At 63.9% G+C, this 25,048-nt stretch carries 19 protein-coding genes and 1 riboswitch; of the genes, 15 read left to right on the plus strand and 4 right to left on the minus strand.

The genetic code is table 11. From position 1 onward, the window contains the following. Positions 1 to 784: 784 nt before the first annotated feature. Positions 785 to 2,029 carry an SLC13 family permease gene (locus J0909_RS03800; RefSeq protein WP_207260608.1) on the minus strand — a complete coding sequence of 415 codons (1,245 nt, stop codon included), beginning with the start codon at positions 2,027 to 2,029 and terminating at the stop codon, positions 785 to 787. Positions 2,030 to 2,170: 141 nt separating this feature from the next. Between J0909_RS03800 and dnaE the strand changes: the two genes are divergently transcribed. The 12 genes from dnaE (at position 2,171) to J0909_RS03860 (ending at position 16,588) form a co-directional block, all read left to right on the plus strand. Next, on the plus strand, positions 2,171 to 5,725 hold the full coding sequence (gene dnaE, locus J0909_RS03805; RefSeq protein WP_207260609.1) for a DNA polymerase III subunit alpha: 3,555 nt from the start codon (positions 2,171 to 2,173) through the stop codon (positions 5,723 to 5,725). Between the two features lie 209 nt (positions 5,726 to 5,934). After that, complete coding sequence (locus J0909_RS03810) at positions 5,935 to 6,546, plus strand: hypothetical protein (protein WP_207260611.1); 612 nt, start codon at positions 5,935 to 5,937, stop codon at positions 6,544 to 6,546. A gap of 33 nt (positions 6,547 to 6,579) precedes the next feature. Next, the gene (locus tag J0909_RS03815) at positions 6,580 to 6,939 is read left to right on the plus strand and encodes a nucleotide pyrophosphohydrolase (protein ID WP_207260613.1); all 360 of its coding nucleotides are present in this window, start codon (positions 6,580 to 6,582) and stop codon (positions 6,937 to 6,939) included. Beyond that, on the plus strand, positions 6,939 to 7,319 hold the full coding sequence (gene queD / locus J0909_RS03820) for a 6-carboxytetrahydropterin synthase QueD (protein WP_207260614.1): 381 nt from the start codon (positions 6,939 to 6,941) through the stop codon (positions 7,317 to 7,319). Before J0909_RS03815 ends, queD begins: the two co-directional genes overlap by 1 nt. Further along, positions 7,319 to 7,564: a hypothetical protein gene (locus tag J0909_RS03825; RefSeq protein ID WP_207260616.1), complete on the plus strand. Its 246-nt coding sequence runs from the start codon at positions 7,319 to 7,321 to the stop codon at positions 7,562 to 7,564. The genes queD and J0909_RS03825 overlap by 1 nt, the downstream gene beginning before the upstream one ends. Before the next feature lie 3 nt (positions 7,565 to 7,567). Then, on the plus strand, positions 7,568 to 8,032 hold the full coding sequence (gene dtd, locus J0909_RS03830; RefSeq protein ID WP_207260618.1) for a D-aminoacyl-tRNA deacylase: 465 nt from the start codon (positions 7,568 to 7,570) through the stop codon (positions 8,030 to 8,032). 41 nt (positions 8,033 to 8,073) lie between these two features. Continuing rightward, on the plus strand, positions 8,074 to 9,495 hold the full coding sequence (locus J0909_RS03835) for a sensor domain-containing diguanylate cyclase (protein WP_207260621.1): 1,422 nt from the start codon (positions 8,074 to 8,076) through the stop codon (positions 9,493 to 9,495). Between the two features lie 34 nt (positions 9,496 to 9,529). Beyond that, on the plus strand, positions 9,530 to 10,744 hold the full coding sequence (locus tag J0909_RS03840; RefSeq protein ID WP_207260623.1) for a CgeB family protein: 1,215 nt from the start codon (positions 9,530 to 9,532) through the stop codon (positions 10,742 to 10,744). A 3-nt stretch (positions 10,745 to 10,747) separates the two neighbouring features. Then, complete coding sequence (locus tag J0909_RS03845; RefSeq protein WP_207260626.1) at positions 10,748 to 12,154, plus strand: glycosyltransferase family 9 protein; 1,407 nt, start codon at positions 10,748 to 10,750, stop codon at positions 12,152 to 12,154. 127 nt (positions 12,155 to 12,281) lie between these two features. Continuing rightward, a complete protein-coding gene (locus tag J0909_RS03850; protein WP_207260629.1) occupies positions 12,282 to 14,042 on the plus strand; it encodes a flagellar hook-length control protein FliK in 1,761 nt (586 codons plus the stop codon). Positions 14,043 to 14,054: 12 nt separating this feature from the next. After that, positions 14,055 to 14,843, plus strand: a complete 789-nt coding sequence (locus J0909_RS03855) for a flagellar hook assembly protein FlgD (protein ID WP_207260632.1) — start codon at positions 14,055 to 14,057, stop codon at positions 14,841 to 14,843. A 71-nt stretch (positions 14,844 to 14,914) separates the two neighbouring features. After that, positions 14,915 to 16,588 (plus strand): flagellar hook protein FlgE, encoded by a 1,674-nt coding sequence (locus J0909_RS03860; protein WP_207260635.1) that lies wholly within the window; start codon positions 14,915 to 14,917, stop codon positions 16,586 to 16,588. A gap of 170 nt (positions 16,589 to 16,758) precedes the next feature. Here the strand turns inward: J0909_RS03860 and J0909_RS03865 are convergent, their stop codons facing one another. Continuing rightward, the gene (locus tag J0909_RS03865; RefSeq protein WP_207260637.1) at positions 16,759 to 17,769 is read right to left on the minus strand and encodes an HD-GYP domain-containing protein; all 1,011 of its coding nucleotides are present in this window, start codon (positions 17,767 to 17,769) and stop codon (positions 16,759 to 16,761) included. 55 nt (positions 17,770 to 17,824) lie between these two features. Next, positions 17,825 to 17,899, minus strand: a riboswitch (cyclic di-GMP riboswitch). Positions 17,900 to 18,269: 370 nt separating this feature from the next. On the opposite strand from J0909_RS03865, the gene uvrA reads away from it, so the two are divergent. Further along, on the plus strand, positions 18,270 to 21,032 hold the full coding sequence (gene uvrA, locus J0909_RS03870; protein ID WP_207260640.1) for an excinuclease ABC subunit UvrA: 2,763 nt from the start codon (positions 18,270 to 18,272) through the stop codon (positions 21,030 to 21,032). An 88-nt stretch (positions 21,033 to 21,120) separates the two neighbouring features. Here the strand turns inward: uvrA and J0909_RS03875 are convergent, their stop codons facing one another. Together J0909_RS03875 and J0909_RS03880 are read right to left on the minus strand one after the other, a co-directional pair. Further along, positions 21,121 to 21,444, minus strand: a complete 324-nt coding sequence (locus J0909_RS03875) for an AzlD domain-containing protein (RefSeq protein WP_207260643.1) — start codon at positions 21,442 to 21,444, stop codon at positions 21,121 to 21,123. Next, positions 21,437 to 22,132, minus strand: coding sequence for an AzlC family ABC transporter permease (locus J0909_RS03880; protein WP_207260645.1), 696 nt, complete (start codon positions 22,130 to 22,132; stop codon positions 21,437 to 21,439). The genes J0909_RS03875 and J0909_RS03880 overlap by 8 nt, the downstream gene beginning before the upstream one ends. Positions 22,133 to 22,255: 123 nt before the next feature. Here J0909_RS03880 and radA point away from each other — a divergent pair, with 123 nt between their 5' ends. Continuing rightward, positions 22,256 to 23,578: a DNA repair protein RadA gene (gene radA, locus J0909_RS03885; RefSeq protein ID WP_207260647.1), complete on the plus strand. Its 1,323-nt coding sequence runs from the start codon at positions 22,256 to 22,258 to the stop codon at positions 23,576 to 23,578. 128 nt (positions 23,579 to 23,706) lie between these two features. Next, the gene (locus J0909_RS03890; RefSeq protein WP_207260649.1) at positions 23,707 to 25,047 is read left to right on the plus strand and encodes a phosphoglucose isomerase-related protein; all 1,341 of its coding nucleotides are present in this window, start codon (positions 23,707 to 23,709) and stop codon (positions 25,045 to 25,047) included. Position 25,048: the final 1 nt, after the last annotated feature.

The raw sequence follows: 25,048 nt of genomic DNA on the forward strand, positions 1-25,048 counted from the left end.
ATCTTTGTTGCTCAACTCGCTATTTAATTGTCAAAGACCATATACGTCTTGTTTCTCAAAGAACGTCCCGCCGTCAGGCAGGAAGTGGGAAGCTATGCTCTTGGCTTGTTCCCGTCAACACCTTTTTCAACTTTTTTTTCGTCGATCCCGGTGCGGACCCTGCCCGGAGGCAGGAGGGGCAAGCTATGCTTTCGTGTTCCCCAAGTCAACATCTTTTTTCAACTTTTTCCGTTGAGTCCGATGCGGACCCTGCCCGGAGGCAGGAGGGGCAAGCTATGCTTTCGTGTTCCCCAAGTCAACATCTTTTTTCAACTTTTTCCGTTGAGTCCGATGCGGACCCTGCCCGGAGGCAGGAGGGGCAAGCTATGCTTTCGTGTTCCCCAAGTCAACATCTTTTTTCAACTTTTTCCGTTGAGTCCGATGCGGACCCTGCCCGGAGGCAGGAGGGGCAAGCTAAGTGTTTCGCTTCGCCTCGTCAACACCTTTTTTCAACTTTTTTCCGGTTGATTTGAATGGTGTTAACCGTTCGATATTTCTGAGAAAGAACAAGCTGCCGGGTGACTCCCTCGGGGTGTTCCCCAGCGGCGAAGAGGAGTTCTAGGGTAAACCCTCACGAGGGTCAAGGGCTTTTTTCAAAAAAATGCGCATTAAAAACTAAAACGTCGAAATATCACACTATTTTTTTGAGTGGTTTAACGACTGCCCGGGTGGTCCCTTTCATTATATATAGGTGAGTCCCGATGAGCCCTCCCCTCCTCGCCTTAAACGTCCGTTGCCAGCCCCACTAGTAGAGGCGGGGCAGCACCCAGGAAAGCCAACCGGTCATGAGCAGCGTGCCCAGGATGTTGAGCGCGAGCCCCAGGCCGAGCATGCCCCGGAGGGACGCGCCTTTCATCTCGCCGAACGCCAGGGCGTTGGAAGTGGTGGCGATGGGGGTCATGAAGGCGCAGGTGGAGGCCACGCCCACCGCGATCATCAGCGGCAGCGGGTCCATGCCGTGTCCCTTGGCCGCGTAGTAGGCGATGGTGAAGAAGGCGGCCACCACGGCGGTATTGGACAAGACCTCCGTCAGGAAGATGACCGCCAGGATGGTCAACAGGAAGAGCAGGCGCGGGTCCATCTCGCCCTTGAGCAGCCTGCCCGCCAGGACCACGGTTGCCTGATCCAGGCCGGTCCAGTGGACCACCGCCACCAGCACCGCCAGAACCAGGATGAAAGCCAGTCCCCGGCGCGGCACGGATTTGAGCAGACCGCCCGCCTTCAGCAACGGCCCGGACCGCCCGCCCCCGTCCGGGGCGCGGCGCACGAAGAGCAGCCAGAGGAAAAGCGCGGCAAAGCCCAGGCTGACCACGGGCGAGATCGCCGCGAACCCCGGCACGTTCTCCCGGGCCACGGCTTCCGCCACGAAATATCCCATATACAACCAGAACAGGAGCGCCCCGTAGCGTTGGCGGGCGTCCGCCCCGGCCCGGATCGGGCCGGACAGGTCGAGCGTCACGCCGCGCGCCGCCCGGGGCAGCCCCAGCCCCGCGGCCACGAGCCATGCCGCCAGCACGAATGCGGCCACCAGGGGCACGGACCACAGGAACCAGTTGAAGAAGGTCAGATGGTCGCGCCCGGCCACCTGAAACAGATCCAGGGCCGCGAAGAGCACGGCGTTGGCGGGCGAACCGATCATGGAACCCATGCCGCCGATGGCCGCGCCGTAGATGGCCGAACACATGAGCACCGTGGTCATGCCGCGCACGCCCCGGTCGGCGAAGTCGCGGTCCAGCTTCTTCAGCACCGGGACCAGGGTCAGGACGGTGATGGTATTGGGGATGAAGGACGAGAGCACGGCCGCGGCGGCGATGATGTAGAACAGGACCCGCCGGGGGCGCCCCTTGCTGCGCCGGAGCGCCCAGGCCACGAACCCGTCGGTGATGCGCGTGGCCGCCATGAGCTGGTACACGAAATACCCGCACACGAAGAGCAGGATGAGGGGCAATCGGCCCCACAGGTAGGCGGAGATGTCGGTCAATGATTCCACAACGGCTCCGGGTCAGGGTTCGTCACTGCAATGGACCGTTTTCGCAGGATAATGTCAACCGTATCTCGGCCTCCTTTTCCAGGTGGAAGTCCCCCCCGCTTTACGCTATCATCGAAAACTCAGCACAAGGAGTTTAATCAAGTGGCCGAATTCGTTCATCTTCACGTTCATACCGAATATAGCCTGCTGGACGGCGCCATCCGCATCGGCGATCTGCTGACACGGACCAAAGACCTGGGCATGCCCGCGGTGGCCATCACCGACCACGGATGCATGTTCGGGGCCGTGGTCTTCTACATGGCCGCCAAGGAGCTGGGCATCAAGCCGATCATCGGCTGCGAGGTGTATGTGGCTCCCGGCGACGTGGACGAGGTGGACGCGCACCACAAGAAGGACCATGGCGGCGGTTACCACCTGATCCTGCTGGCCAAGAACCAACGCGGCTACAAGAACCTGATCAAGATCGTCTCCGAAGGCTACCTGAACGGTTTCTACTACAAGCCGCGTGTGTGCAAGAACCTGCTGAAGCAACACGCCGACGGGCTCGTCGCCCTGTCCGCCTGCCTGGCGGGCGAAGTGCCCCGCGCGCTCATGAACGAAGGGCTCGAAGCGGGCGCGGCCATGGCCCGAACCTACGAATCCATCTTTCCGGGCAACTTCTACCTGGAGCTTCAGGACAACGGCATCGCCAAGCAGACACGGCTCAACGAACTGCTCATCAAGTGCGCCGAGGAGACCGGCCTGCCCCTGGTGGCCACCAACGACTGCCACTACCTGACCGCCGAAGACTACGAGGCCCACGACACCCTGTTGTGCATCCAGACCCAGACGACGGTGGACGCGGAAAAACGGTTCCGCATGGAGACCAGGGAGCTGTATTTCAAGACCCCGGAGGAAATGGAGAAGGCGTTCGCCCACGTGCCCGAGGCCATCGCCAACACCCAGCGCATCGCGGAGATGTGCAATCTCGAGATCGAGCTGGGCAACTATTACTTCCCGGAATACGAACTGCCCGAAGGCGTGTCCATGAACGAGGAGTTCGACCGCCTGTGCCGCGAGGGCCTCCGGCGCCGCCTGAACACCATCACCTACGAGGTGGACGAGGAGAAGTACTGGAAGCGGCTGGACTACGAACTGGGGGTCATCAAGGAGATGGGCTTCCCGGCTTACTTCCTCATCGTCCAGGACTTCATCAACTGGGCCAAGGACAACCGCATCCCGGTGGGGCCGGGCCGAGGCTCGGCCGCCGGTTCCATCGTGGCCTGGTCGCTCAAGATCACCAACCTCGACCCGCTGCCCTACGATCTGCTGTTCGAACGCTTCCTTAACGTGGAGCGCGTGTCCATGCCCGATATCGACGTGGACTTCTGCGAGCGCCGCCGGCTGGAGGTGGTCAAGTATTGCGCCGAAAAGTACGGCGTGGACCGGGTGGCCCAGATCACCACCTTCGGGACCATGAAGACCAAGGCGGTCATCAAGGACGTCGGCCGGGCCCTGGGCATGACCTTCGGCGAGACCGACCGCATCGCCAAGCTCATCCCGGACGACCCGGCGGTCATGGCCAAGCTGCTCGGCGTGGAAAAGGCCAAGATCACCGTTCCCAACGCCGTCAAGGCCGTGACCGAGCTGGACGACATGGTCGCCACCGACCCCAAGGTCGCCAAGCTCATCGACATTTCAACGCGCCTCGAAGGCCTGTGCCGACACGCCTCGACCCATGCGGCGGGCGTGGTCATCTCGAACAAGCCCATGATCGAATACCTTCCCCTCTACAAAGGGAAGAAGGGTGAAATCGTGACCCAGTTCGACATGAAGAAGGTCGAAAAGGTCGGCCTGATCAAGTTCGACTTCCTGGGACTGCGCACCATGACGGTCATCGAGGACTGCCTGGACATCATCCGGGAGCAGGGCAAGCAAGCCCCGAACCTGGAGACCCTGCACCTCGACGACCCGGACACCTTCGCCATCTTCGCCAAGGGCGACACGGACGGCATCTTCCAGGTGGAGTCGTCGGGCATGCGCAAGTACCTGCGCATGCTCGGCCCGGACTGCTTCGAGGACATCGTGGCCATGCTCGCCCTGTACCGGCCGGGCCCCCTGGGCATGATCGGCTCCCACGGCGTGTCCATGGTCGACGAGTTCATCATGCGCAAGCACGGCGAAATCGAAGTCACCTACCCGCACCCGTCCCTGGAGGAGACCCTGAAGCCCACTTACGGGGTCATGGTCTACCAGGAACAGGTCATGGCCACGGCCATGGTCATCGCCAACTACTCGCTGGGCGAAGGCGACCTGCTGCGCCGGGCCATGGGCAAGAAGATCGCCGAGGAGATGGCCAAGCAGCGGTCCCGGTTCCTGGAGGGGTCGCGCGAGAACAATATCGACGACGCCGTGGCCAACGACATCTTCGACACCATGGAGAAATTCGCGGCCTACGGCTTCAACAAGTCCCACTCGGCCGCCTACGCGCTCATCTCCTATCACACCGCCTACCTCAAGGCCCATTTCCCGGTGGAATTCATGGCCGCCCTGATGTCCACGGAAATGAACAACACCGACAAGATCATCATGTACGTCAACGCCTGCCGCGACATGGAGATCACCGTCCGCCAGCCGGACATCAACGCGGGCCAGGCGCGCTTTTCGGTCAAGGACGGGGAGATTCTCTTCGCCATGGCGGCCATCAAAAACGTGGGCGAGGAAGCCATCAACGAGATCGTGGTCGAGCGCGCCGCAAACGGCCCGTTCTCCAGCATCTTCGACTTCTGCGAGCGGGTGAACCTGCGGCGGGTGACCAAACGGGTCCTGGAATCGCTCATCAAGGCGGGCGCGCTGGACTGCTTCTCCTGTTCCCGAGCCGCCCTGCTCGAAGATCTGGACAAGGCCGTGGCGCTCGGCCAGAAAAAGGCCAAGGAGAAGGAATCGGGCATGCTCAACATGCTCGACATGCTCGGCGGCGGCGAGAAAAAGGACGCGCCCCACACGCCCACCTGCTCCCTGTGCGAGGAGTTCGAAGACCGCGAAAAGCTTTCGCTGGAAAAAGAGGTCCTCGGCTTCTTCCTGTCCGGCCATCCGCTGCTGGCCTACCGCCACGACATGCAGCGGCTGCGCACCGTGACCCTGGAGGAATGCAAGACCATTCCCAACGGCACCGAGGTCCGCGTGGCCGTGATCATCCCGGACTTCAAACAGTTCATCACCCGCAAGGGCGATCCCATGGCGTTCTGCAACGCCGAGGACCTGACCACCTACGGCGAAGTCACCATGCTGCCCAACGTCTACGCCGAGGCGCGCGAGCTGCTCGACGCGGACCGCCCCCTGCTGATCCAGGGCAAGATCGACCAGCGCGACGACCAGCCCGGTCCCGAGGGCGCGCCCAAATCCGCCAAGATCCTGGCGGACAAGGTCCAGTTCCTGGCCGACGCGGTCCAGGGCTCGGACCAGCCCGTGTCCCTGTGGATCGGCGAAAAGCGCGCGGTGGACGCCCACCTCAACGCGCTGAAGGCGATCCTCAAGCGTTACCCCGGCACCACCGGCGTGAACCTGGGCATCATCACCCCCGAGGCCGTCATCAACATGCGGCTGGGCAACGGCTGGAAGGTCTTCCCCGGCCGCGACTTCTGGAAGGAGGTCGAAGCCTGGCAAAACGGCGACGCCAAGGCCTACCGAGCCGAGACCGAGGCCCAGCCCGCCTGAGCGGCCCGGCCGCCCTGTCCCGTCCTTTGCGGCCCCGCTCCCGGCGGGGCCGTTTTTGTTGGTTGACAAACCGGGCCGCGCTCGCCCACCATGCCCGAATAACGATTCCCGGGGCGACGCCGCGAAAACGCGGCCGGACACGGGCGCTCCGTCCCGTTCCCCGCCCTGCCCCACGCCCACATCCAACCCAGCAATTCCCGGAAGGACGCATGACACGAATCAACGAACTGCTGCAGAAGATCGAGGAACTCCAAACCGAACTGGAACAGGAACTCCGCACCAAACGTGAAGGCATCGAATACACGATCAAGCAACGCAAAGTCCGCTTCAGCCGCGAGGTCAAGGCCCGGCAGCGCGTCTTTCTGAAAAAGTGGCTGGACTACGTCTACGACTCCGGGCCGCTGATCATCCTGACCGTGCCGATCATCTGGGGAGCGCTCATCCCCTGCTTGATCCTGGATGTGGTGGTCACCATCTACCAGTTCCTCTGCTTCCCCATCTACGGTATTCCCTTCGCCCGGCGGCGCGACTACGTGATCATCGACCGCCAGAACCTGGGCTACCTGAATTGGCTCGAAAAAATGAACTGCATGTACTGCGGCTACTTCAACGGCGTCATCGCCTACGTCCGCGAGGTCGCCGCGCGCACGGAGCAGTACTGGTGCCCCGTGCGCCACGCCCGTCCGGTGAAATCCGTGCACGGCCACTACCGGACCTTCTTCGAATACGGTGACGCCAAGGGCTACCGCGAAGGACTGGCCCCGGCCCGCAAGGAACTCGCCCGCAAATTGCGCGAGGAGCTGCTGGAGAAACGCAAATAACGGGCCGACCCGCGCCCGAAAACGAGAAAACGCATGGACTCACTTGCCGAACTGAACGAACGCCACCGCCAATTCGTCGCGGACCGCAACTGGCAGAAGCACCAGACGCCCAAGAACCTGGTCATGGCCCTGACCGGCGAGGTCGGGGAGCTGGTCGAACTGTTCCAGTGGCTGACCCCGGAGGAGAGCCGCGCTGTCTCGGGCGACCGCAAACAGGCCGTGGCCGAGGAAATGGCCGACGTACTCATCTATCTGGTCAGGCTGGCCGACGAGATGGGCATCGACCTGGTTGCGGCGGCCCACGAAAAATGCGAAATCAACGAGAGAAAGTACCCGGCCGAAGCCTTCCAGGGAAGCGATCTCCGGCCGCACGAATACAAGGAGTCCAGATAATGCCCGGCAAATGGAAATTGACCATTACCCAGGAGTTCTCGGCCTCGCACCAACTGCGCAACTACGGCGGCAAATGCGAGAACATGCACGGCCACAACTTCGGTGTCGAGGTGGCCGTCGAGGGGGATACCCTGGACCCCAAGGTCCAGTACCTGGTGGACTTCAAGGAACTGAAGCGACTGACCCGGACCGTGCTGGACAAGCTCGATCACAAGCACCTGAACGAGGTCGAGTGCTTCACCGAAATCAATCCCTCCTCCGAAAACCTGGCCATGTTCATCTACCGGAACCTCAAAGCGAACATGCCCGGGAACGTCTCCCTGGTGGAGGTCTCGGTTTCGGAGAACAGTTCGTCCAGGGCCACCTATTGGGAAGAGTAATGGAGGACCCCAACGAGAAGCGCGGGACCATCAACGGCATGTCCTACGGGAAGATCATGACATCCCTGCTCATTCCCAAGGATTCCCGGACCAACCCCAGGCGCATCCTGAGCGGCATCGCCTTCCTGGCCTTCGTCTGTTTCTTCGTCTTCGGCACCCTGTACCGGGGCTGCGCCCAGGAGGATTTCTGCCGTCCGCCCGGCGTGGAGCAGTCCGCCCCGCACACCCCGGGCGAAGGGGGCTAGCCCATGCGCCTGGTCATTCAACGGGTGTCCGACGCGCGCGTCCTGGTTCGGGACGCGACGGTCGGCGAGATCGGTACCGGCCTGCTCGTACTTCTGGGCTTCGGCGGCGCGGATCAGCCGGACCTCCCCGAAACCCCGGTCTGGCGAAAGATGCTCGACAAGCTGTTCAACCTGCGCATCTTCCCGGACGACGCGGCCAAGCTCAACCGATCGCTCTCGGACATCCGGGGCGACCTGATGCTCGTTTCCCAGTTCACCCTCTACGCGGATTGCCGCAAGGGACGCCGCCCCTCGTTCACCAACGCCTGCCACCCGTACATCGCCGAAGCCCTGTACGAGCGGTTCGTTGAGGACGCCCGCAAGCTCGCACCCGGCGGATTCGCCACGGGCCGTTTCGGAGCCGAGATGCACCTGGATTTCACCAATTGGGGCCCGGTGACCATCATCCTGGATTCCGACGAACTGTAATCGGCTTGCCTCCGGGCAATCCCTCGCCTACATTCCCCACCATGTCCGCCAAGACCAAACTCATCACCGCCCTGACCCTGATCCTGCTCGTGGCCTTCCTGGCCACCAGCCTGGTCAACTACGCCTTCACCCGGGCCTCGGTCCGGGCCGAACTGCTCCACTCCGCCCTGCCCCTGACCGGCAGGAACATCTACTCCGAAGTGCAGGCGGACATGCTCCGGCCCATCCTGGCCTCCACCTCCATGGCCAACGACGCCTTCCTCAAGAACTGGATCAAGTCCGGTGAAACGGACCTCGGGGCCATCACCCGGTACCTCGCGGACCTGCGGGACAAATACGGTTTCCTGACCACGTTCTTCGTCTCGGCCAAGAGCGACAACTACTATTGCCAAAATGGCATCCTCAAGAAGATCGGGGCCCGCGACCCCCACGACGTGTGGTATTTCGCCTTCGTGCGCAAGGATGTGGAGTTCGCCCTGGACGTGGACACCAACCAGGCCGAGAACGGGCAGTTGACCATTTTCGTCAACTTCCGCGTGGAAGACGACAACGGGCGGCTCCTGGGCGTGGCCGGGGTGGGAGTGAACATCGACCGGGTCACCGGCCTGCTGGAAAAAGCCCGCCGGGACTATCACCGCGAGGTCTATCTGGTGGACCAGGACGGGTTGGTCCAGGTCCATCGCGACAAGTCCCGCATCGAACGCTACTACATCACCAAGGCCGGCGGCATCCGCGACGTGGCCGAGGCCATCCTCGTGCCCCGTGACGAAGCGCGCAGCTTCCAGTACGACTGGGACGGCGAGCACTATCTCCTGTCCACCCGGTACATCCCGGAGCTGAAATGGTTCCTGGTCGTGGAGCAGAGCGAATCATCGGCCCTGGCCTCGGCCCGCGACAACCTGATACGCACCGTGATCGTCGGCCTGCTGGCCTCCATCCTGATCATCGTCCTCTGCACCCTCACCATCAATCACTACCAGAGCCGCCTGGAAAAACTGGCCAAGACCGACCCGCTGACCGGAACGGCCAACCGCCGCGCCCTGGACGAGGCCTTCGAGCAATTCGCTTACAAGGCCGCCCGCTACGGATCGCCCTTCTCGGTGGTCATCCTCGATCTGGACAAATTCAAGGTCATCAACGACCGGTACGGGCACCTGACCGGGGACAACGTGCTCAAGGAAGTGGCCGCCACCACCCGGCGAATCATCCGGCCCACGGATATCCTGGCCCGTTGGGGCGGGGACGAATTTCTCATCCTCCTGGACGGCGGCAGGGAAGAGGCGGAAGCCCTGGCCCGCCGCGTGGCCAACGCCCTGGCGGAGGAAAAGCGCGGCATCAAGGTGACCTTCAGCCACGGTCTGGCCCGGTTCCGGACGGGCGATACCCTGGAGTCCATGACCCATCGCGCGGACCAGGCCATGTACCGCGCCAAGCACGACACCTGCCGCGACCAGGCCCTGTAGACAAAAGCGCACCCGGCCGATAGAAAAGGGAAGCATGCAAGAATCCCCGACCACTTGGCCCAAATTCCGGGGCGCAACCCCGCGCATCCTCCTGCTCACCAGCCAATATTTCCTCATCGGCGAGCTTGAGGCCGCCTGCAAACGGCTCGGCGTGGATCACCTGCTCCTGGACTTCGGCACCAGGGAAATGGACCTCGACCAGTTCGTGGCCGCCATGACCGAAGCCTTCGAGACGTTCCGGCCGGACTTCGTGCTCACGGTCAATCACCTGGGCGTGGACCGTGAAGGTATTCTCGCCGAACTGCTCAACCGCTACAACCTGCCCCTGGCTTCCTGGTTCGTGGACAACCCGCACCTCATCCTCGGGGTCTACAAGCATCTTTTGGAGCCCCGCGCCGCCCTGTTCACCTGGGACCTCGACACCGTGGGGCCGCTACGGGAGATGGGCTTCGGCCATGTCTTCCACCTGCCGCTGGGCGCGGACCCCTCCCGGCTCAAACCCCGCCGGACCGAGCCCGTGGCGGCCTGGCGCGCACCCATCTCCTTCGTGGGCAACTCCATGCTGACCAAGACCCTGATGCGCGCCCAGGCGGCCAACCCGTCGGAGGCCCTGTTCCGGGCGGGCATGGAAGTGGCCAAGGCCTTCGCCTCGGCCGACGCGCCCCTGGCCGGACCATTCATGACCGAACACTTCCCCGAGGTCCGGGCCGCATACAAGGCGTTCAACGATCCCGAGCGGGAATTGGCCTTCGAGACTTTCGTCACCTGGCAGGCCACCTTGCTCTACCGGCTGGAGTGCGTCTCGCGCATCCTGCCGCTTCGGCCCCTCATCGTCGGCGATACCGGCTGGCAGGAATTTTTCTCCGCCCACACCGGCTGGCGCTACCATCCGGAACTTTCCTATTACGACGATCTGCCCGATTTCTACCCGGCAAGCGACATCAACTTCAACTGCACCAGCCGCCAGATGACCGGCGCAGTCAACCAACGCGTCTTCGACGTGCCCTGTTGCGGCGGCTTCCTGCTCACGGACCGCCGCCACCGCATCGAAGACCTGTTCGAGCCCGGCTCCGAGATCGTCTGCTACGCGACCCCCGAGGAAATCCCCGCTCTGGCCGAACGCTACCTGAACGACCCGGCGGCCCGGAAGAAGGTGGCCGAAGCCGCGCGCAAACGGGTTCTGGCCGAGCACACCTACGACCACCGCATGCGCTCCATCATGGAGACTATGCGCGCCACCTTCGGATAGGCCATGGCGAACAAACCCATCCTCATATTGCAGATGCAGCGCATGGGAGATCTGATCCTCTCCTACCCGCTGATGCTCTGGCTGGCCCGCCGTCATCCCGGGCACCCCATCTACGTGGCCGCGGAACAAGCCTTTTACGAACCGCTCATGCGGCTCTCCCCTCCGGCCACCTATTTCCCGTGGTCCGGAGTCGGCCACCTGGAAACGCTCGACTACGAGCTGGTTCTGAACCTGTCCATCCAGGAAAAGGCCGCCGTGCTGGCGGGCAAGGTTCGGGCCGAAACCAAACTCGGGCCGGTCCGGACCCCGGACGGCGCCCGGCACGTACTCGGAGACTGGCAACTCTACCGAACCTCCCTGGTGCGCAACAACCTGTACAACCGTTTCCATTGGGGCGAGCTGAACGGGCTGGACGCCGTGCCCTTCACGGACATCGCCGCCACGGGATTCTCCGGGCCGCGCACCCTGCCCGGTTCCAACAAGGTCGGGCTGTTTCTCGGGGCCAGCGACGCGGCCAAGCGCCCATCCGCCGGATTCTGGGCCGCCCTGGTGGACGAACTCCACGAACGCGGCCTGCGCACCGTACTCTTCGGCGGCCCGGCGGAAAAGACACTCGGGGCCGAGGTGATCCGGCTGGCCAAAGGGCCCGCCCTGAACCTGTGCGGCACCCTGGCCCTGGACGAATTCGGGGCCGTGGGCCAGACGCTCGGATTGTTCATCACCCCGGACACCGGCCCCATGCACCTGGCCGCCTGGACCGGGCTCAAGTGCCTGAACCTGTCCATGGGCAACGTCAACCCGTGGGAGACCGGCCCGCTCCAGCCCGGCCATTACGTGCTCCGCGCCGATCTGCCCTGCGCCAAGGGATGTTGGCAATGTACCCGGGACGCCCTGTCCTGCCACGAGCCGTTTCGGCCAAGCCGAGTGGCCGGACTGGCCAAGCGGCTGGTCCGATCCAGCGACAGCGCCCTTTTGGCCCGCATGGACCTGCCGGGCCTGTCCCTGTTCACGACCGGCCGGTCGGCCCTCGGCCTATATCATCTGCAACGGCTCGACCAGGCCCCGCCCGACGCCGAACGCCTCGCCTCCCGGTTCTGGCAGCGCCTGTTCGGTGCGCTCTTCGGCCTTTGGGAAGACGACCGGGCCGCCGGGGCGTGGGCCGACCTCCTCCGGGACGCGCCCGAAGAGGCAGAAAACCTGCTCGCGCACATCCCCGAAATGGGCCGGAGGTTCACGCATGGCCTGCGAGTCGGGACCGCCCTGGCCCCGTCGTTTTGGGCCGACAGCCCGGCCATGGCCCGGCCGTTCACCGGGTTCGTACACATGTACCTGGAAAACGGGGACTATTCCCGCAAGGCCTGGACCCACGCCCTGGCGCTCCTGGAACGGCTGGCCGGAGTCTGCGCCTAGCGAATACGGCCGCGACACCGCCAAAGTGGTCATTTCTTCCCCTTCGTAAACGACGTCAATCGCGCGATATAACGCCTTTTTCCTCTTGGCACGCCTTTTGATTGAAGACGTGTCGGAGGAGAAAAGCATGCAAAATATTCCCGGCATCCCCATCGAAACAGCTTCGAAAGCCGTTCAGTTGGTCAAGCTGGCCACTTCGGGCAAGAGCGCGGTCCAGACCGCTCGCGCCGACGCCGAGGGTGACAAGAGCGCCCTGTTCGCCGAGCTGTTCAACGAACACACCGATATGGTCGAGGAAGAACTGTCCATGGCCCCGGTGGCGCACAAGGAAAAGATGCTCAACTCCGCCCCCGGCATCGACAAGGAGGACGACGAAAAGAAGACCTCCAGCGCGGCCGGGACCAAGACCCGCAAAGCCGAAGAAAAGGCCGAGGAAAAGAACCTTGAGAGCCGCATGACCAGCGAAGACCTGGACGCGGTCCGGGACGACCTCAAGAAATACGGCATGTCCGACGAAGAGATTGCGGCCATCGAGAAGCAGGTCGAATCCGAGGAAGGCATGACCTGGGGCCAGTTCGTCTCCACCATCGCCAAGAAGGTGGCCGAGAACCGCAAGGCCGAGATGAACGACGAACAGAAGGCCTCCCTGGCGAGCTTTTTCTCCAAGCTCGGCTTCAATGAAACGGAGTCCGGCAAGCTCATCAAGCAGTTGCAGGACGGACGGACGGACAAGGTTCTCCAACAGGTGCAGGCCAAGATCGACGCCATGCCCGAGGACCAGCGGATCTTGTTCACCAAGGACGAGGTCGAGGCTTTCATCTCCTCCATGGGGTTGTCCAAGGAATTCGTCACCCAGGTCCAGGGACTCTTCGCCTCCAACGCCCTGCCCAAGGATATGAAGCAGGCCTTCACGAAGATCAACCAGGAGCTGGCGGGCCTGGACAAGAAGGACCAGAAGCTGGTCAAGGCCGTGGGCAAGGCGTTTGCCTCGGCCATGGGCGACACGCAAAAGGCGAGTTCGGCCGCCCTCCAGGTGGAGGAAGCCGTGGACCTCAAGCCGCGCGTGGCCGAGGACCCGTCCGACGCCGCAGTCCGCGAGGAGCTGGCCCAGGCCTTCCGCGACCGCAAGGACGCCCCGTCCGACAACGCGGTCCAGCGCCAGGCCCGGCAATCCGTCGCCGACAAGGCGGCGATCTCGCCCGAGGAATCAAGCCGGGACCAGGCCGACGACCGTGACCTGGACCCCGACGCCGAGCACGACCGCAAGTGGAACAATTTCGTTGACCGGGTGCGCGAGGACGGGACCGGCCGGAGCGACACCGCCGCCAAGGTCTCCGCCGAGGCGAAGACGGGCGAAACCAAGACCGTCCTCTCCCAGCAGACGACCGTCGCTGGCGGCGCCAAGGCCAAGGCGTGGGAAAAAGTTTCCGCCCCCAAGGTCCTCAAGCAGGTGGATCAGGCCATGCTCAAGACCCTGCGCAACGGGGCCAAGCAGCTTACCCTGCAACTCACTCCCGAGAACTTGGGCAAGTTGTCCATCGTCCTCTCGGTCCACGGCAAGGAAGTCAGCGCGACCATCCGCACCGAGAACTCCGATGCCCACAAGATCATCACGGAAAACCTTCACATCATTAAGAATTCTTTAGAATCACAAGGCCTGAAAGTTGACAAGCTCGACGTCCAGGCAGGGCTCGCCGACAACCAGAATTCCAACAATTGGTTCAGCGAAAGCGAGCACAATCTGTCCCGGGAACGGGAGGCCATGGTCGCCATGCGCAACCACATGCGGAGCATGCGGTCCCAAGGAATGAACGGCATGGCCCAGGACGTGCAATCCGTCGGTGAACGGGTAATTACTTCCGATCAGGGTTTGCACCTTATCGCATAAGCGAGGTCCATCATGGGTTACGTAGATACAACAGGCGTCTATCTGGGGCAGCAAGAGGACCGACTTGCCGCTTCGAACTCGCCGAAAGAACATAAGACCAGCCTGGACCAGGATGCCTTCCTGAACATCCTGGTGGCTCAGCTCACGCACCAAGATCCCCTCAATCCCATGGAGGACACCGACATGACCTCCCAGTTGGCCCAATTCTCAAGCCTTGAGCAATTGACCAGCATAAACAAGGGAATCTCCACGCTGAACGAGACCATGTCCCAGAACGACATCCTCACGGCGGTCAGCTTCATCGGCAAGGAGATCAAGGCCGAGGGCTACAAGGTCAGCCTGAACGAAGGCAACGCCTCGACCATCTACTACGGCTTCGGCGAGAGCGTCACCAGCATCATGATGAACATCTACGATTCCGAAGGAGCCATCGTCCGCACCGTGGAGCTCGGCAGCAAGGAAGCCGGCACCTACCAGTACACCTGGGACGGCAAGAACGAGAACAACGTGCTGCTGCCCGACGGCCAATACGGCGTGGGCATCATCGGCCAGGACATGGATGGCGGCTACGTCATGGTCCAGACGGAAATCGCCGGCAAGGTGGATGGCGTGGTCACCGAAAACGGCACCCAGTTCCTGCGCCTGGAGGATGGCCGATACGTCAATATGCTCAACGTCAAGGAAGTCGTCGATCCCAGCGCGTCCCCGACGAAAACGGATGACGACAAGGGTGACGACACGGGCAATGACGACGGCAAGGACGACGACACGGGCGACGGCGACAACAAAGGCGACGCCTAGACGACGAACGATCATTTCACGCCGGGCCGAAGGCGGTCCGGCGCTCTTGGAGAAGAGATTAGGAGGTTATTATGGGTTTAGGAGCATCACTGTATTCGGGCATTTCCGGCCTGACGGTACACTCGGAACGCATGACGGTCATCGGCAACAACCTGGCCAACGTGAACACCACGGGATTCAAGGGCGCCATGATGCAATTCGAGGACCTCGCCAGCTCGAATTTCTCTACCGTCCACGGCGTGGGCCAGGTCGGACGCGGCGTGCGCGTCTCCTCCGTCTATTCGGACTGGGGCCAGGGCGCGTTCGAAGCGTCCACCGCGGCCACCGACATGGCCATCTCCGGCGAGGGCCTCTTCATGGTTTCCCCCCCGGGCGAGGAGATGAAGTACTACACTCGGGCGGGCAATTTCCGGTTCAACAACGACGGCTACCTGGTCGATCCCCACGGCTACATCCTCCAGGGATGGCAGGTGGAGCACAATTCCACATCCGTGACCAAAAGTACCTCGAATTCCGAGCCGACGACCAGTTCCGCGCGGATAATCGGAACGCCGACCGACATCCGCATGGAGAACTTCCAATCCGATCCCAAAGCGACCTCCAGCGTGACCATCATCAGCAACCTGGACCCCTCGGCCTCGGATAAGTCGACCGATTCGACCAATCCCTACTTCGCCATGTTCAAGAACTGGCACGGCGAGGACGAAACCCCGTTGGAATCCACCCGGTACGGCTACTCGACCACGCTCAAGGTCTATGACGAAATAGGCACGGCCCACAACCTGACCGTGTACTTCGACAAGGTGGCCTTGAGCAACGCGGGCGGCGACACGGTGTGGGAGTTCATGGTCACCTGCGACCCCAACGACGACCATCGCATGCTGTCCGGCGCCAACGGCATACCGTCTACCATAGGCGACGGCAAGACATCGGCCGCGGGCGTGCTCATGATCGGCACCCTGACCTTCAGCACCGGCCGCCTGGCGGGCATGAGCGCCTACACGCTCAAGTCCAACGGCAACGGCAACGTCAAGGACCTGAACAACTGGGACCTGGCGGACTTCTCCACCAGCGGCCTCCCGGTCTGCACGGCCAACTTCCTGGGGAAGTCCAACGCCAGCACGGCCGAATCCGTCAACGCAACGCCCCTCCAGATCGACTTTGGCATCTCCAACAAAAACCTGTCGAGCAACGGCGGGCCCGGGACCATCGGCTGGGCCGGCGGCCTGGGCACCATCCCCACCACGGCAGCCATGGTCGGCAACAACATCAGCAACACCAACTACCTGGCCAACTTCAAGGATCCCGCCATCTCGGCCATGGCCACCCAAAGCGTGGAGAGGGGCGGCTTCTCCACCCTGTTCCAAAGCCAAAACGGCTACTCCGCAGGTATTCTGCAGAACATCTCGGTCTCCCGCGAGGGCATCATCTCCGGCCACTATTCCAACGGGCAGGTGCTGGAACTCTACGCAGTGACCCTGGCCACCTTCACCAACCAGCACGGCCTGCGCCGCGAGGGCGGCAACCTGTTCTCCGAAACGCTGGATTCCGGCCCGGCCCTGACCGGCCAGGCGGGCAGATCCGGCAAGGGCACCATCGACGGCAACCAACTGGAGATGTCCAACGTGGACATGGCCTCCCAATTCGTCAGCATGATCACCACCCAACGCGGATTCCAGGCCAACACCAAAATGATCACCACCGTGGATTCCATGCTCGGCGAAGTGATCTCCATGAAGCGGTAACCACAAAGGTCTCAAGTAACCCATACTGATAGACGTCCTTCTCCAAGCGCCCCCAGGCCACCCACCAGGGGGCAACGAAAACCCGGCGGCCCCGCGATGCATTGCGCATCGCGGGGCCGTTCGGGTTGTGGCGCGGGAGGGAAACGGGCGGACGACCGCCGCGGCGCCGCCTACGAGGTCAGGTCGGCCTTCGCCAGGACCTCGATCAACCGCCGGAGCATGTCCATGTCGAAGGCGCTGCGCATGGACTTGATCCGCACCAGGGCCTCGAACGGGGTCAACCGCCGCTCCGTGCGGCCGCGCGTGAGATTGTCGTACTCGTTGCACAGGGCGAGCGCCCTGACGTAGGACGGCAGCATGGCCCCGGTGGATCCCGAAGGATACCCCAGGCCGTCCTCGCGCTCATGGTGGAAAAGGATGCACTGCAGGGTTTCCTGGGGCAGGGGCAAGGCCGAGCACACGCCCACGCCCAGGGCGGGATGCGACTTGACCAGGTCCTTGTCCGCGCGGCTCAGCGTTTCGAATTTCTTGGCGAAAATTTCGGGCGGCAGCTCCAACTTCCCGATGTCGTGGAGGAGGGCCCCCATGCCCACGGCCACAATCAGGTCCGAGTCCTCCTTCATGAACGAGCACAGGGTGGTCACGGTCAGGACCATGACCCCCACGCCGTGCTGGAAGAGTTCCTCGCCTTCGCGGATGAACCGGGCCAACTCCTTGAGGGCATCCTCGCGCGACAGGAATCTCAATGAATCGGTGATGAGCTTGTGGATGCGCTGGAAGCGACGCTTGTCCACGGGCGCGGGCAGGGAGCGGTCGAAGGCCTCGCGGGCCAGGGAGGTGGTGGCGTCGCTCCACACCCGGGCGCGCTCGCCTACGGGAATAGACTCGTCGTCCAGAATTTCCAGGATGTTATCCTGCAGGTAGCGGGTAAAGAGCGCGTAATCCTCGGTCCGCACATAGAGATGGTCCACGCCGAGCAAGCCCAGCCGCTGTTTGTGCTCCTCGGTGAACAGCTCGCCTTTTTCCGCGTACAGGACCAGTCGGTCGCCTTGCTTGAGATACAGGGAAAAGCCGCCCACCCGGGAAGGGATGACCATGTAGGGCGAAACCTTGACCATGGCCCGGGCGCGGCCTCGCTTGCCGTTATGTGCGCCGTTCCCGGCGGGGGGTGGGGTGTCCATGCATTCTCCTTGCCGAGAGCCGGGGGTGCGCAGGACTCGGAATGTCGATGAGCGCGTCGGCAACCCGGCCGCCTGCGTGAGGCCCGTGGCTTTCCGTCCCCGTCTCGCGACGGGTTTGGCATTGTCTCTATTCGCGCCTATACGCGCTGCCGCCCGGGCTGTAAAGGCCGGGCCAAACCGGGGAAGGCCGCAGGTCGGGACAGAGAGTCGGAGATCTCAATCTCGCGGGGTGATGGACCTCCTCGGCCATGATGGCCGCAAGGGTGGCGGCCAGTCCCGGATCGTTCCGGCGGCCCGCCAGAAGCCTGCCGCAAAAGCCATGGGCCGCGACCGCCAGCCGCGCCAGGGGCCCGAGGAGACTGCCTGCGCGCATCCGTCATGATGGGCACAATGGCGGGGAAACGCGCCATCGCCAACCGGGGTATTCCGCCTCTCGGCCCGGCCCCGATTCGTCACATCTCTGCGCTTGCCTTGGCTTCAGGAATGGTTACTCTCTGCCGATGCAAACCACCGACTCCAAATCCATACATATAGAAGGCGCCCGGCACCACAACCTCAAGGACCTGACCCTGGACATTCCCCGCGAAAAGCTGGTGGTCATCTGTGGTCCGTCCGGGTCGGGCAAGTCCACCCTGGCCTTTGACATCGTCTACGCCGAGGGACAGCGACGCTACGTCGAATCGCTTTCGGCCTACGCCCGCCAGTTCCTGCCCCAAATGGACAAGCCGGACGTGGACAAGGTCGAGGGGCTCTCCCCGGCCATTTCGCTTGAGCAGCAGACCGCCACCCGCAACCCGCGCTCCACCGTGGGCACCGTGACCGAAGTCTACGACTTCCTGCGCGTCTTCTTCGCGCGGCTGGGCAAATTCTACTGCCCGTCCTGCGGCAAGCCCATCGAGGCCCAAACCACGGACGAGATCGTCGAGACCGTCCTGGACATGGCGGAAGGCACCAAGTTCATGCTCCTGGCCCCGCTGGTCGAGCACCAGAAAGGCACGCAAAAGGACCTCTTCGCCAAGCTCAAGAAGGACGGATTCGTGCGCGTGCGCGTGGACGGCGAACTCCATTCCCTGGACGAGGTTCCGGAGCTGGAAAAGAACAAGAAACACACCATCGACCTGGTGGTGGACCGCCTTGTGCTCAAGGACGGCATCAAGAAGCGCCTGGCCGACTCCGTGGAGCTGGCCCTGGAAAAGGGCGACGAGCGCATGATCGTGTCCGTGGTCGGCGGCGACAACGCCGGGGACACCTTCATGTCCACCCTGTCCACCTGCCCGTCGTGCAAGATCTCCATGCCCCGGCTGACCCCGCAGCTTTTCTCCTTCAACTCGCCCCAGGGGGCCTGCCCCACTTGCAACGGCATCGGGGCCGTGGAATATTTCGAGCCCGATCTGATCGCGCCCAACAAAGGGCTGTCCCTCAACGAGGGCGGCGTCATCCCCTGGAACAACGCCACCCGCCAGCGCCAGTACGGCCCCCAGCTCAAGAAGCTCGGCGCGCGCCACGGGTTCACCCTGGACACGCCCCTGGCCGACTTTTCCGAAGAGGCCTGGGCCGCGCTCTTCTATGGTGACCGCGAATCCGGCTGGTCCGGCGTGGTCCCCATCCTCGAATACGGCCGCGAGCAGGCGGGCGTCTGGGACCACTGGACCGCGCGGTTCCAACAGACCAGGCCGTGCCCGACCTGTAACGGCGCTCGTCTCAAGCCCGAAGCCCTGGCCGTGCGCGTGGCCGACAAGAACATGGTCGAGTTCACCTCCATGTCCATCCAACGCGCCCTGGAATGGCTTCAGGGCCTCGAATTCTCCGGCCACGACACGCTCATTTCCGAACCGCTCCTCAAGGAGTTGACCCACCGCCTCGGTTTCATGGTCAACGTGGGACTGGACTACATCTCGCTTGGCCGGAACATGGCCACCCTGTCCGGCGGCGAGGCCCAGCGCATCCGGCTGGCCTCCCAACTCGGTTCCGGCCTGGTGGGCGTGACCTATGTGCTGGACGAACCTTCCATCGGCCTGCACCCGCGCGACAATCAGCGGCTGCTCGACACCCTGCGCTCGCTGCAACGGCGCGGCAACACAGTGCTCGTGGTCGAGCACGACGAGCCGACCATCCGCGAGGCGGACCACGTCATCGAAATCGGCCCGTCCTCGGGCTGGCTGGGCGGCGAGATCGTCTTCCAGGGCCCGGTGGATCAACTGCTCAAGGCGGATTCCCTGACCGGCAAGTACCTGCGCGGCGACCTGTTCATCGCCCCGCCCGAGACGCGCCGCAAACCCGCGGGCCACATCTCCCTCAAGGGGGTCCAGACCAATAACCTCAAGGATCTGGACGTGGACATCCCGCTCGGGGTCATGACCTGCGTGACCGGCGTGTCCGGCTCGGGCAAGTCGTCCCTGGTCATGGACTCCCTGTACAAGCACCTGCTCCTGCATCAGGGCCAGAAGGCCAGCGACCCCGGCAAGATCGGCGGAATCCAGGGGATCGACAAGATCGAGAAGGTCATCTCCATCGACCAGTCGCCCATCGGCCGTACCCCGCGTTCCAACCCGGCCACCTACACCAAGATATTCGACGAGGTCCGCAAGATATTCGCCGGGGCCAAGGAGTCGCGCAAACGCGGCTACCAGCCCGGCCGATTCTCGTTCAACGTCAAGGGCGGCCGTTGCGAAGCGTGCAAGGGCGACGGCCAGATCCGGGTGGAGATGCACTTCCTGCCCGACGTCTACGTCACCTGCGAAACCTGCAAGGGCAAGCGCTACAACGCCCAGACCCTGGAGGTCGAATACCGGGGCAAGAACATCGCCGAAGTGCTGAACATGACCGTGCGCCAGGCCCGCGAGTTCTTCGCCAACCATCCCGCCCTCATGCGCAAGCTCGACGTCCTGGCCGACGTGGGCCTGGAATACCTGCGCCTCGGCCAGCCCGCCACCACCCTGTCCGGCGGCGAGGCCCAGCGCATCAAAATATCCCGAGAACTCGGCAAGCGCAGCCTGCCCGGCGCGCTCTACATCCTGGACGAACCCACTACCGGCCTGCACATGCACGAGGTCGGCAAGCTCATCCGCGTGCTCCACCAACTCGTGGACAAGAACGCCACGGTCATCGTCATCGAGCACAACACCGACGTCATCATGGCCTCGGACCACGTCATCGACCTCGGCCCCGGCGGCGGGGAGCACGGCGGCCGGATCGTGGCTTCGGGCACGCCCGAGGAGATCATCGCCAACCCGGACAGCGTGACCGGCAAGTTTCTGTTGTAGGCGGCCAAAGGCCCGGGATGAAAAAAAGGGGCGCATTGCGCCCCTTTCGTCGTTCAAGGGAACGCGCATGGTCCGCCGCAAACGGAATCTACAGCACGGCCCGCAGGAGCCAGAGCGTGCCCATCCCCCCGAGAAGGGTCCACAGGATGCTGCGCGTTTTCCAGGCCACCAGCACGGCGACGGCGGCGGCCACGGGCCGAGCCAGGCCGACGGGGGCCCCGGCCGTGCCGTGCAGAAGAACGGTGGGCACGATGATGGCGGGTAGAACCGAAGCCGGAATGAACCGGAGCATGCGCACCACGGCCTCGGGAAAGGTCACCCGGTCCACGACGAGGATAAAGGAGAATCGGATGACGAAGGTGCCCAGCCCGAGCAGGACGCCCACCAGCCACCAGTTCACGGCATCAGGCACGGGTCAGCCTCCGTTCGGCCAGATAGCCGAGCAGGATGCCGGTCACGGCCCCGGCCATGAGCCCGAGGTTGTAGGGCAGCCCGTCGGCGAAATAGGCCACGGCTCCGGCGGCCAGAGCGGCCAGGGCCGTAGGCCGGTCCTGGATGGCGGGCACGACCACGGCGATGAAGGTCAGGGGCACGGCGAAGCCCAGGTCCCAGGCGGGTGGAATGAACGCGCCCACGGACGCTCCGAGCACCGCGCCGATGGAGTAGGATCCCCACACGACCACGGCCACGCCGAAGAAGTAGAACGGCTTGTCCACGCTGCCGCCGTCCGGCCGGGTGAAGCGGGCAATGCCCAGGGCGTAGGCCTGGTCGGAAAGCATGAAGCCGCACACCGCCCGCATGGGCAGGGGGGCGGTTCTGAGGTGCGGGGCGATGGACGCCGAGTACATGAAAAAGCGCAGGTTGATGATCAGCCCGGTGAGCACGACCACGGCCAGGGAGGCGTGGTGAGTCATAAGCTGAAGAGCCGCCAGTTGACTGGCCCCGGCGTTGATGGCCCAGGTGAAGCCCAGGGCGCCCCACAGGGGCATGCCCACGCCCGCGCTGACCGCGCCGCAGATGAGCCCGAAGGGAACCATACCCAAAAGGATGGGGATGCTGTCGCGCATCCCGGCCAGAAAGGATTGTCGTCTGTCTTTCATATGTATTGATCCGCCGCCCGGTGGAGTTACTGCCCGGCACGGTCGCCGTCAACGGATTAATTTATCGGCCGTCCGGTGCGCGGCGCTGGACTTTTGATGACAAATGACGGGATACTCAAGACCATGAAAACCAAAGAAACTTACCGTTGCGCCGCCTGCGGCGCGCAGGCGCCCCGCTGGCAGGGGCAATGCCCGTCGTGCAAGGAATGGAACACGCTGGAAGCCGTGACCGTGACCAAAAAGGATTCGCGCCCGGTGGGCGCTGCCGCGGCCCAATCCGCGCCCCAGGTCCTGGAGGACCTGGAAAGCGAGCACCTCGGGGCCCGTTCGTCCGGACTGCCTTCCCTGGACCACCTGCTCGGGGAAGGGCTGGTGCCGGGCGCGGCCATCCTGCTCGGCGGTGAGCCGGGCATCGGCAAATCCACCCTGCTGCTGCAACTGGCGGGCAGCCAAGCTCGGCTGGGACACACGGCGGTCTACCTGTCCGGCGAGGAATCCCTGCCCCAGCTCAAGGCCAGGGCGGAACGCCTGGGCCTGCTCGGACCGGGCCTGCTGGCCATGGCCACCAACAAGGTCGAGGACGGGCTGGCCATCCTCGAAGGGATCAACCCGCCGGAACTGCTCATCGTGGACTCGGTCCAGACCCTGGCCTCGCCCCTCGCCGAGGGCATCCCGGGTTCGGTGGGCCAGGTGCGCGCCGTGTCGAGCGAACTGGTGGAGAAGACCAAGAAGACCGGGACCACCCTCATCCTGGTGGGCCACGTGACCAAGGACGGCCAGATAGCCGGGCCCAAGCTCCTGGAGCATATGGTTGATACGGTCCTGTACCTGGAGGGCGACCGCAAGCATTTCTCGCGCATCCTGCGCGTGCTCAAGAACCGGTTCGGGCCGAGCGACGAGCTGGTCGTCTTCACCATGAAGGAACAGGGCCTCGAAGTGGTCGAGGACCCGGCGACCTTTTTCCTGGGTGCGCGGGACCCGTCCCTGTCGGGTACGGCCATGGCGTTGGCCGTGGACGGACAGCGGCCCTTTGCCGTGGAGGTCCAGGCCCTGGTCTCCAAATCCTTCCTGACCATCCCCCGGCGCACGGCGCTGGGCTTCGACACCAACCGACTGAACCTGCTCCTGGCCGTGCTCGAAAAGCGGCTCCGGCTGAACCTGAGCGGACACGACATCTACGCCAAGATCTCCGGCGGGCTGGCCTCGCGCGACCCCGGACTGGACCTGGCCGTGGTGGCCGCGCTCATGTCCTCCTTCTACGATCAGCCGTTGCCCGAAGCCTCGGTCTTCTGGGGCGAAATCGACCTGAACGGGCAGGTGCGCCCCGTGGCCGCCCACGACGTGCGCCTCAAGCAGGCCGGACGGCTGGGCCACGGCCCGGTCTGCCACTCGGGCACGGCCCCGACCCTGGCCGACCTGCAACGGCTGCTCTTCGGCAGGCGATAGCGGACCCATGACATTTTCACCAAAACAGTGATACGCTCACCCCGACCGCGCCGCCCGAGGCGCGGCCAACGGACGCAAGCGCACCGCGCCCCGGCGCGACGAACACCGACCTCAATCCGGAGGAAGACATGACCGACATTCTCGATTGGACCAACGCGGACCTGGACCGATTGGACACGGCGACCTATGCGGACAGAGCCGACGACATGGCCGCGCGGCTGCGCGAGGAAACCGGCGCGGGCAGGCTGCCCTTCCTGACCATGCCCTACGCGACGGAGCTGAAACAGCAGTTGGCCGGCCTCAAGGAGCGCCTCGGCGGATTCGAGCACATGCTCCTGCTCGGCATCGGAGGTTCGGCCCTGGGCGCGCGCGCCCTGCAAAAAGCCTTTTACCCCGAGCAGGACCGGCCCGGCCACCGGGGCCGGAGCCTGTGGATCGCGGACAACGTGGACGCCTACGCCCTGGCCGCCTACATGGACAAGCTGCCGCCCGAAAAGACCGTGGTGGTCACGGTGTCCAAGTCCGGCGGGACCATCGAGACCGTGGGCCAGTATTTCATCGTCAAGGAATGGATGAAGGAACGGCTCGGCGACAAGTGGGCCGACAACATGCTCCTGGTCACCGACGCGGAAAAAGGCTTTTTGCGCGGCGAGGCCGATACCTACGGCATCACGGCCCTGCCCGTGCCCGACAATCTCGGCGGGCGCTACTCCGTGCTCTCGGCCGTGGGCCTGATCCCGGCCCTGTTTCTGGGCATGGACATCGACGCCCTCATGGCCGGGGCGCGCGAGGTGGCCGACGTCCTGGCCGCCCCGTCCCTGACCGGCGCAACCCTGGCCCGGACCCAGGCCTTCCGCCTGGCCGCCTGGGGCGCGGCCCTCATGGACAAGGGCTTTACGGAGATGATCTTTTTCGCCTATATCCCCTTGTGGGCCAGCTTCGGGGACTGGTTCGCCCAGTTGTGGGCCGAGTCCCTGGGCAAGGAAGGCCGAGGCAGCCAGCCCGTGCCCGCCGTGGGCGTGACCGACCAGCACTCGGTCAACCAGATGTTCATGGACGGCGTGCGCAACAAGGCGTGCCTCTTCCTGACCTGCCCGGCCCTGCCCGACGGGCCGAGCTTTCCGGCGGATCTGCCCGACCAGTTCGCCTACGTTCGGGGCAAACCCTTCGGGGAATTGATCCGGGCCGAGGGACTGGGCACACGCATGGCCCTGTCGAAAAACGGCGTGCCCCTGGTGGAAATCCAGGTGGGAGAGGACGGCCCCCGGCAGGCGGGCAAGCTCATCGGGATGCTCGGCGCGGCCACCATCCTGACCGGCTGGCTCATGGGCATCAACCCCCTGGACCAGCCCGCCGTGGAGCTGGGCAAACGGCTGGCCAAGGCGCGCATGGACGCCGACGGACTGGCGGAGGAAAAGGCGGACCTGAACGCCTTCCTGAACGCCGAACGAGACATACGGGAGTTCTGAG

Source organism: Desulfovibrio sp. Huiquan2017, assembly GCF_017351175.1.
Classification (GTDB): Bacteria; Desulfobacterota; Desulfovibrionia; order Desulfovibrionales; family Desulfovibrionaceae; genus Pseudodesulfovibrio.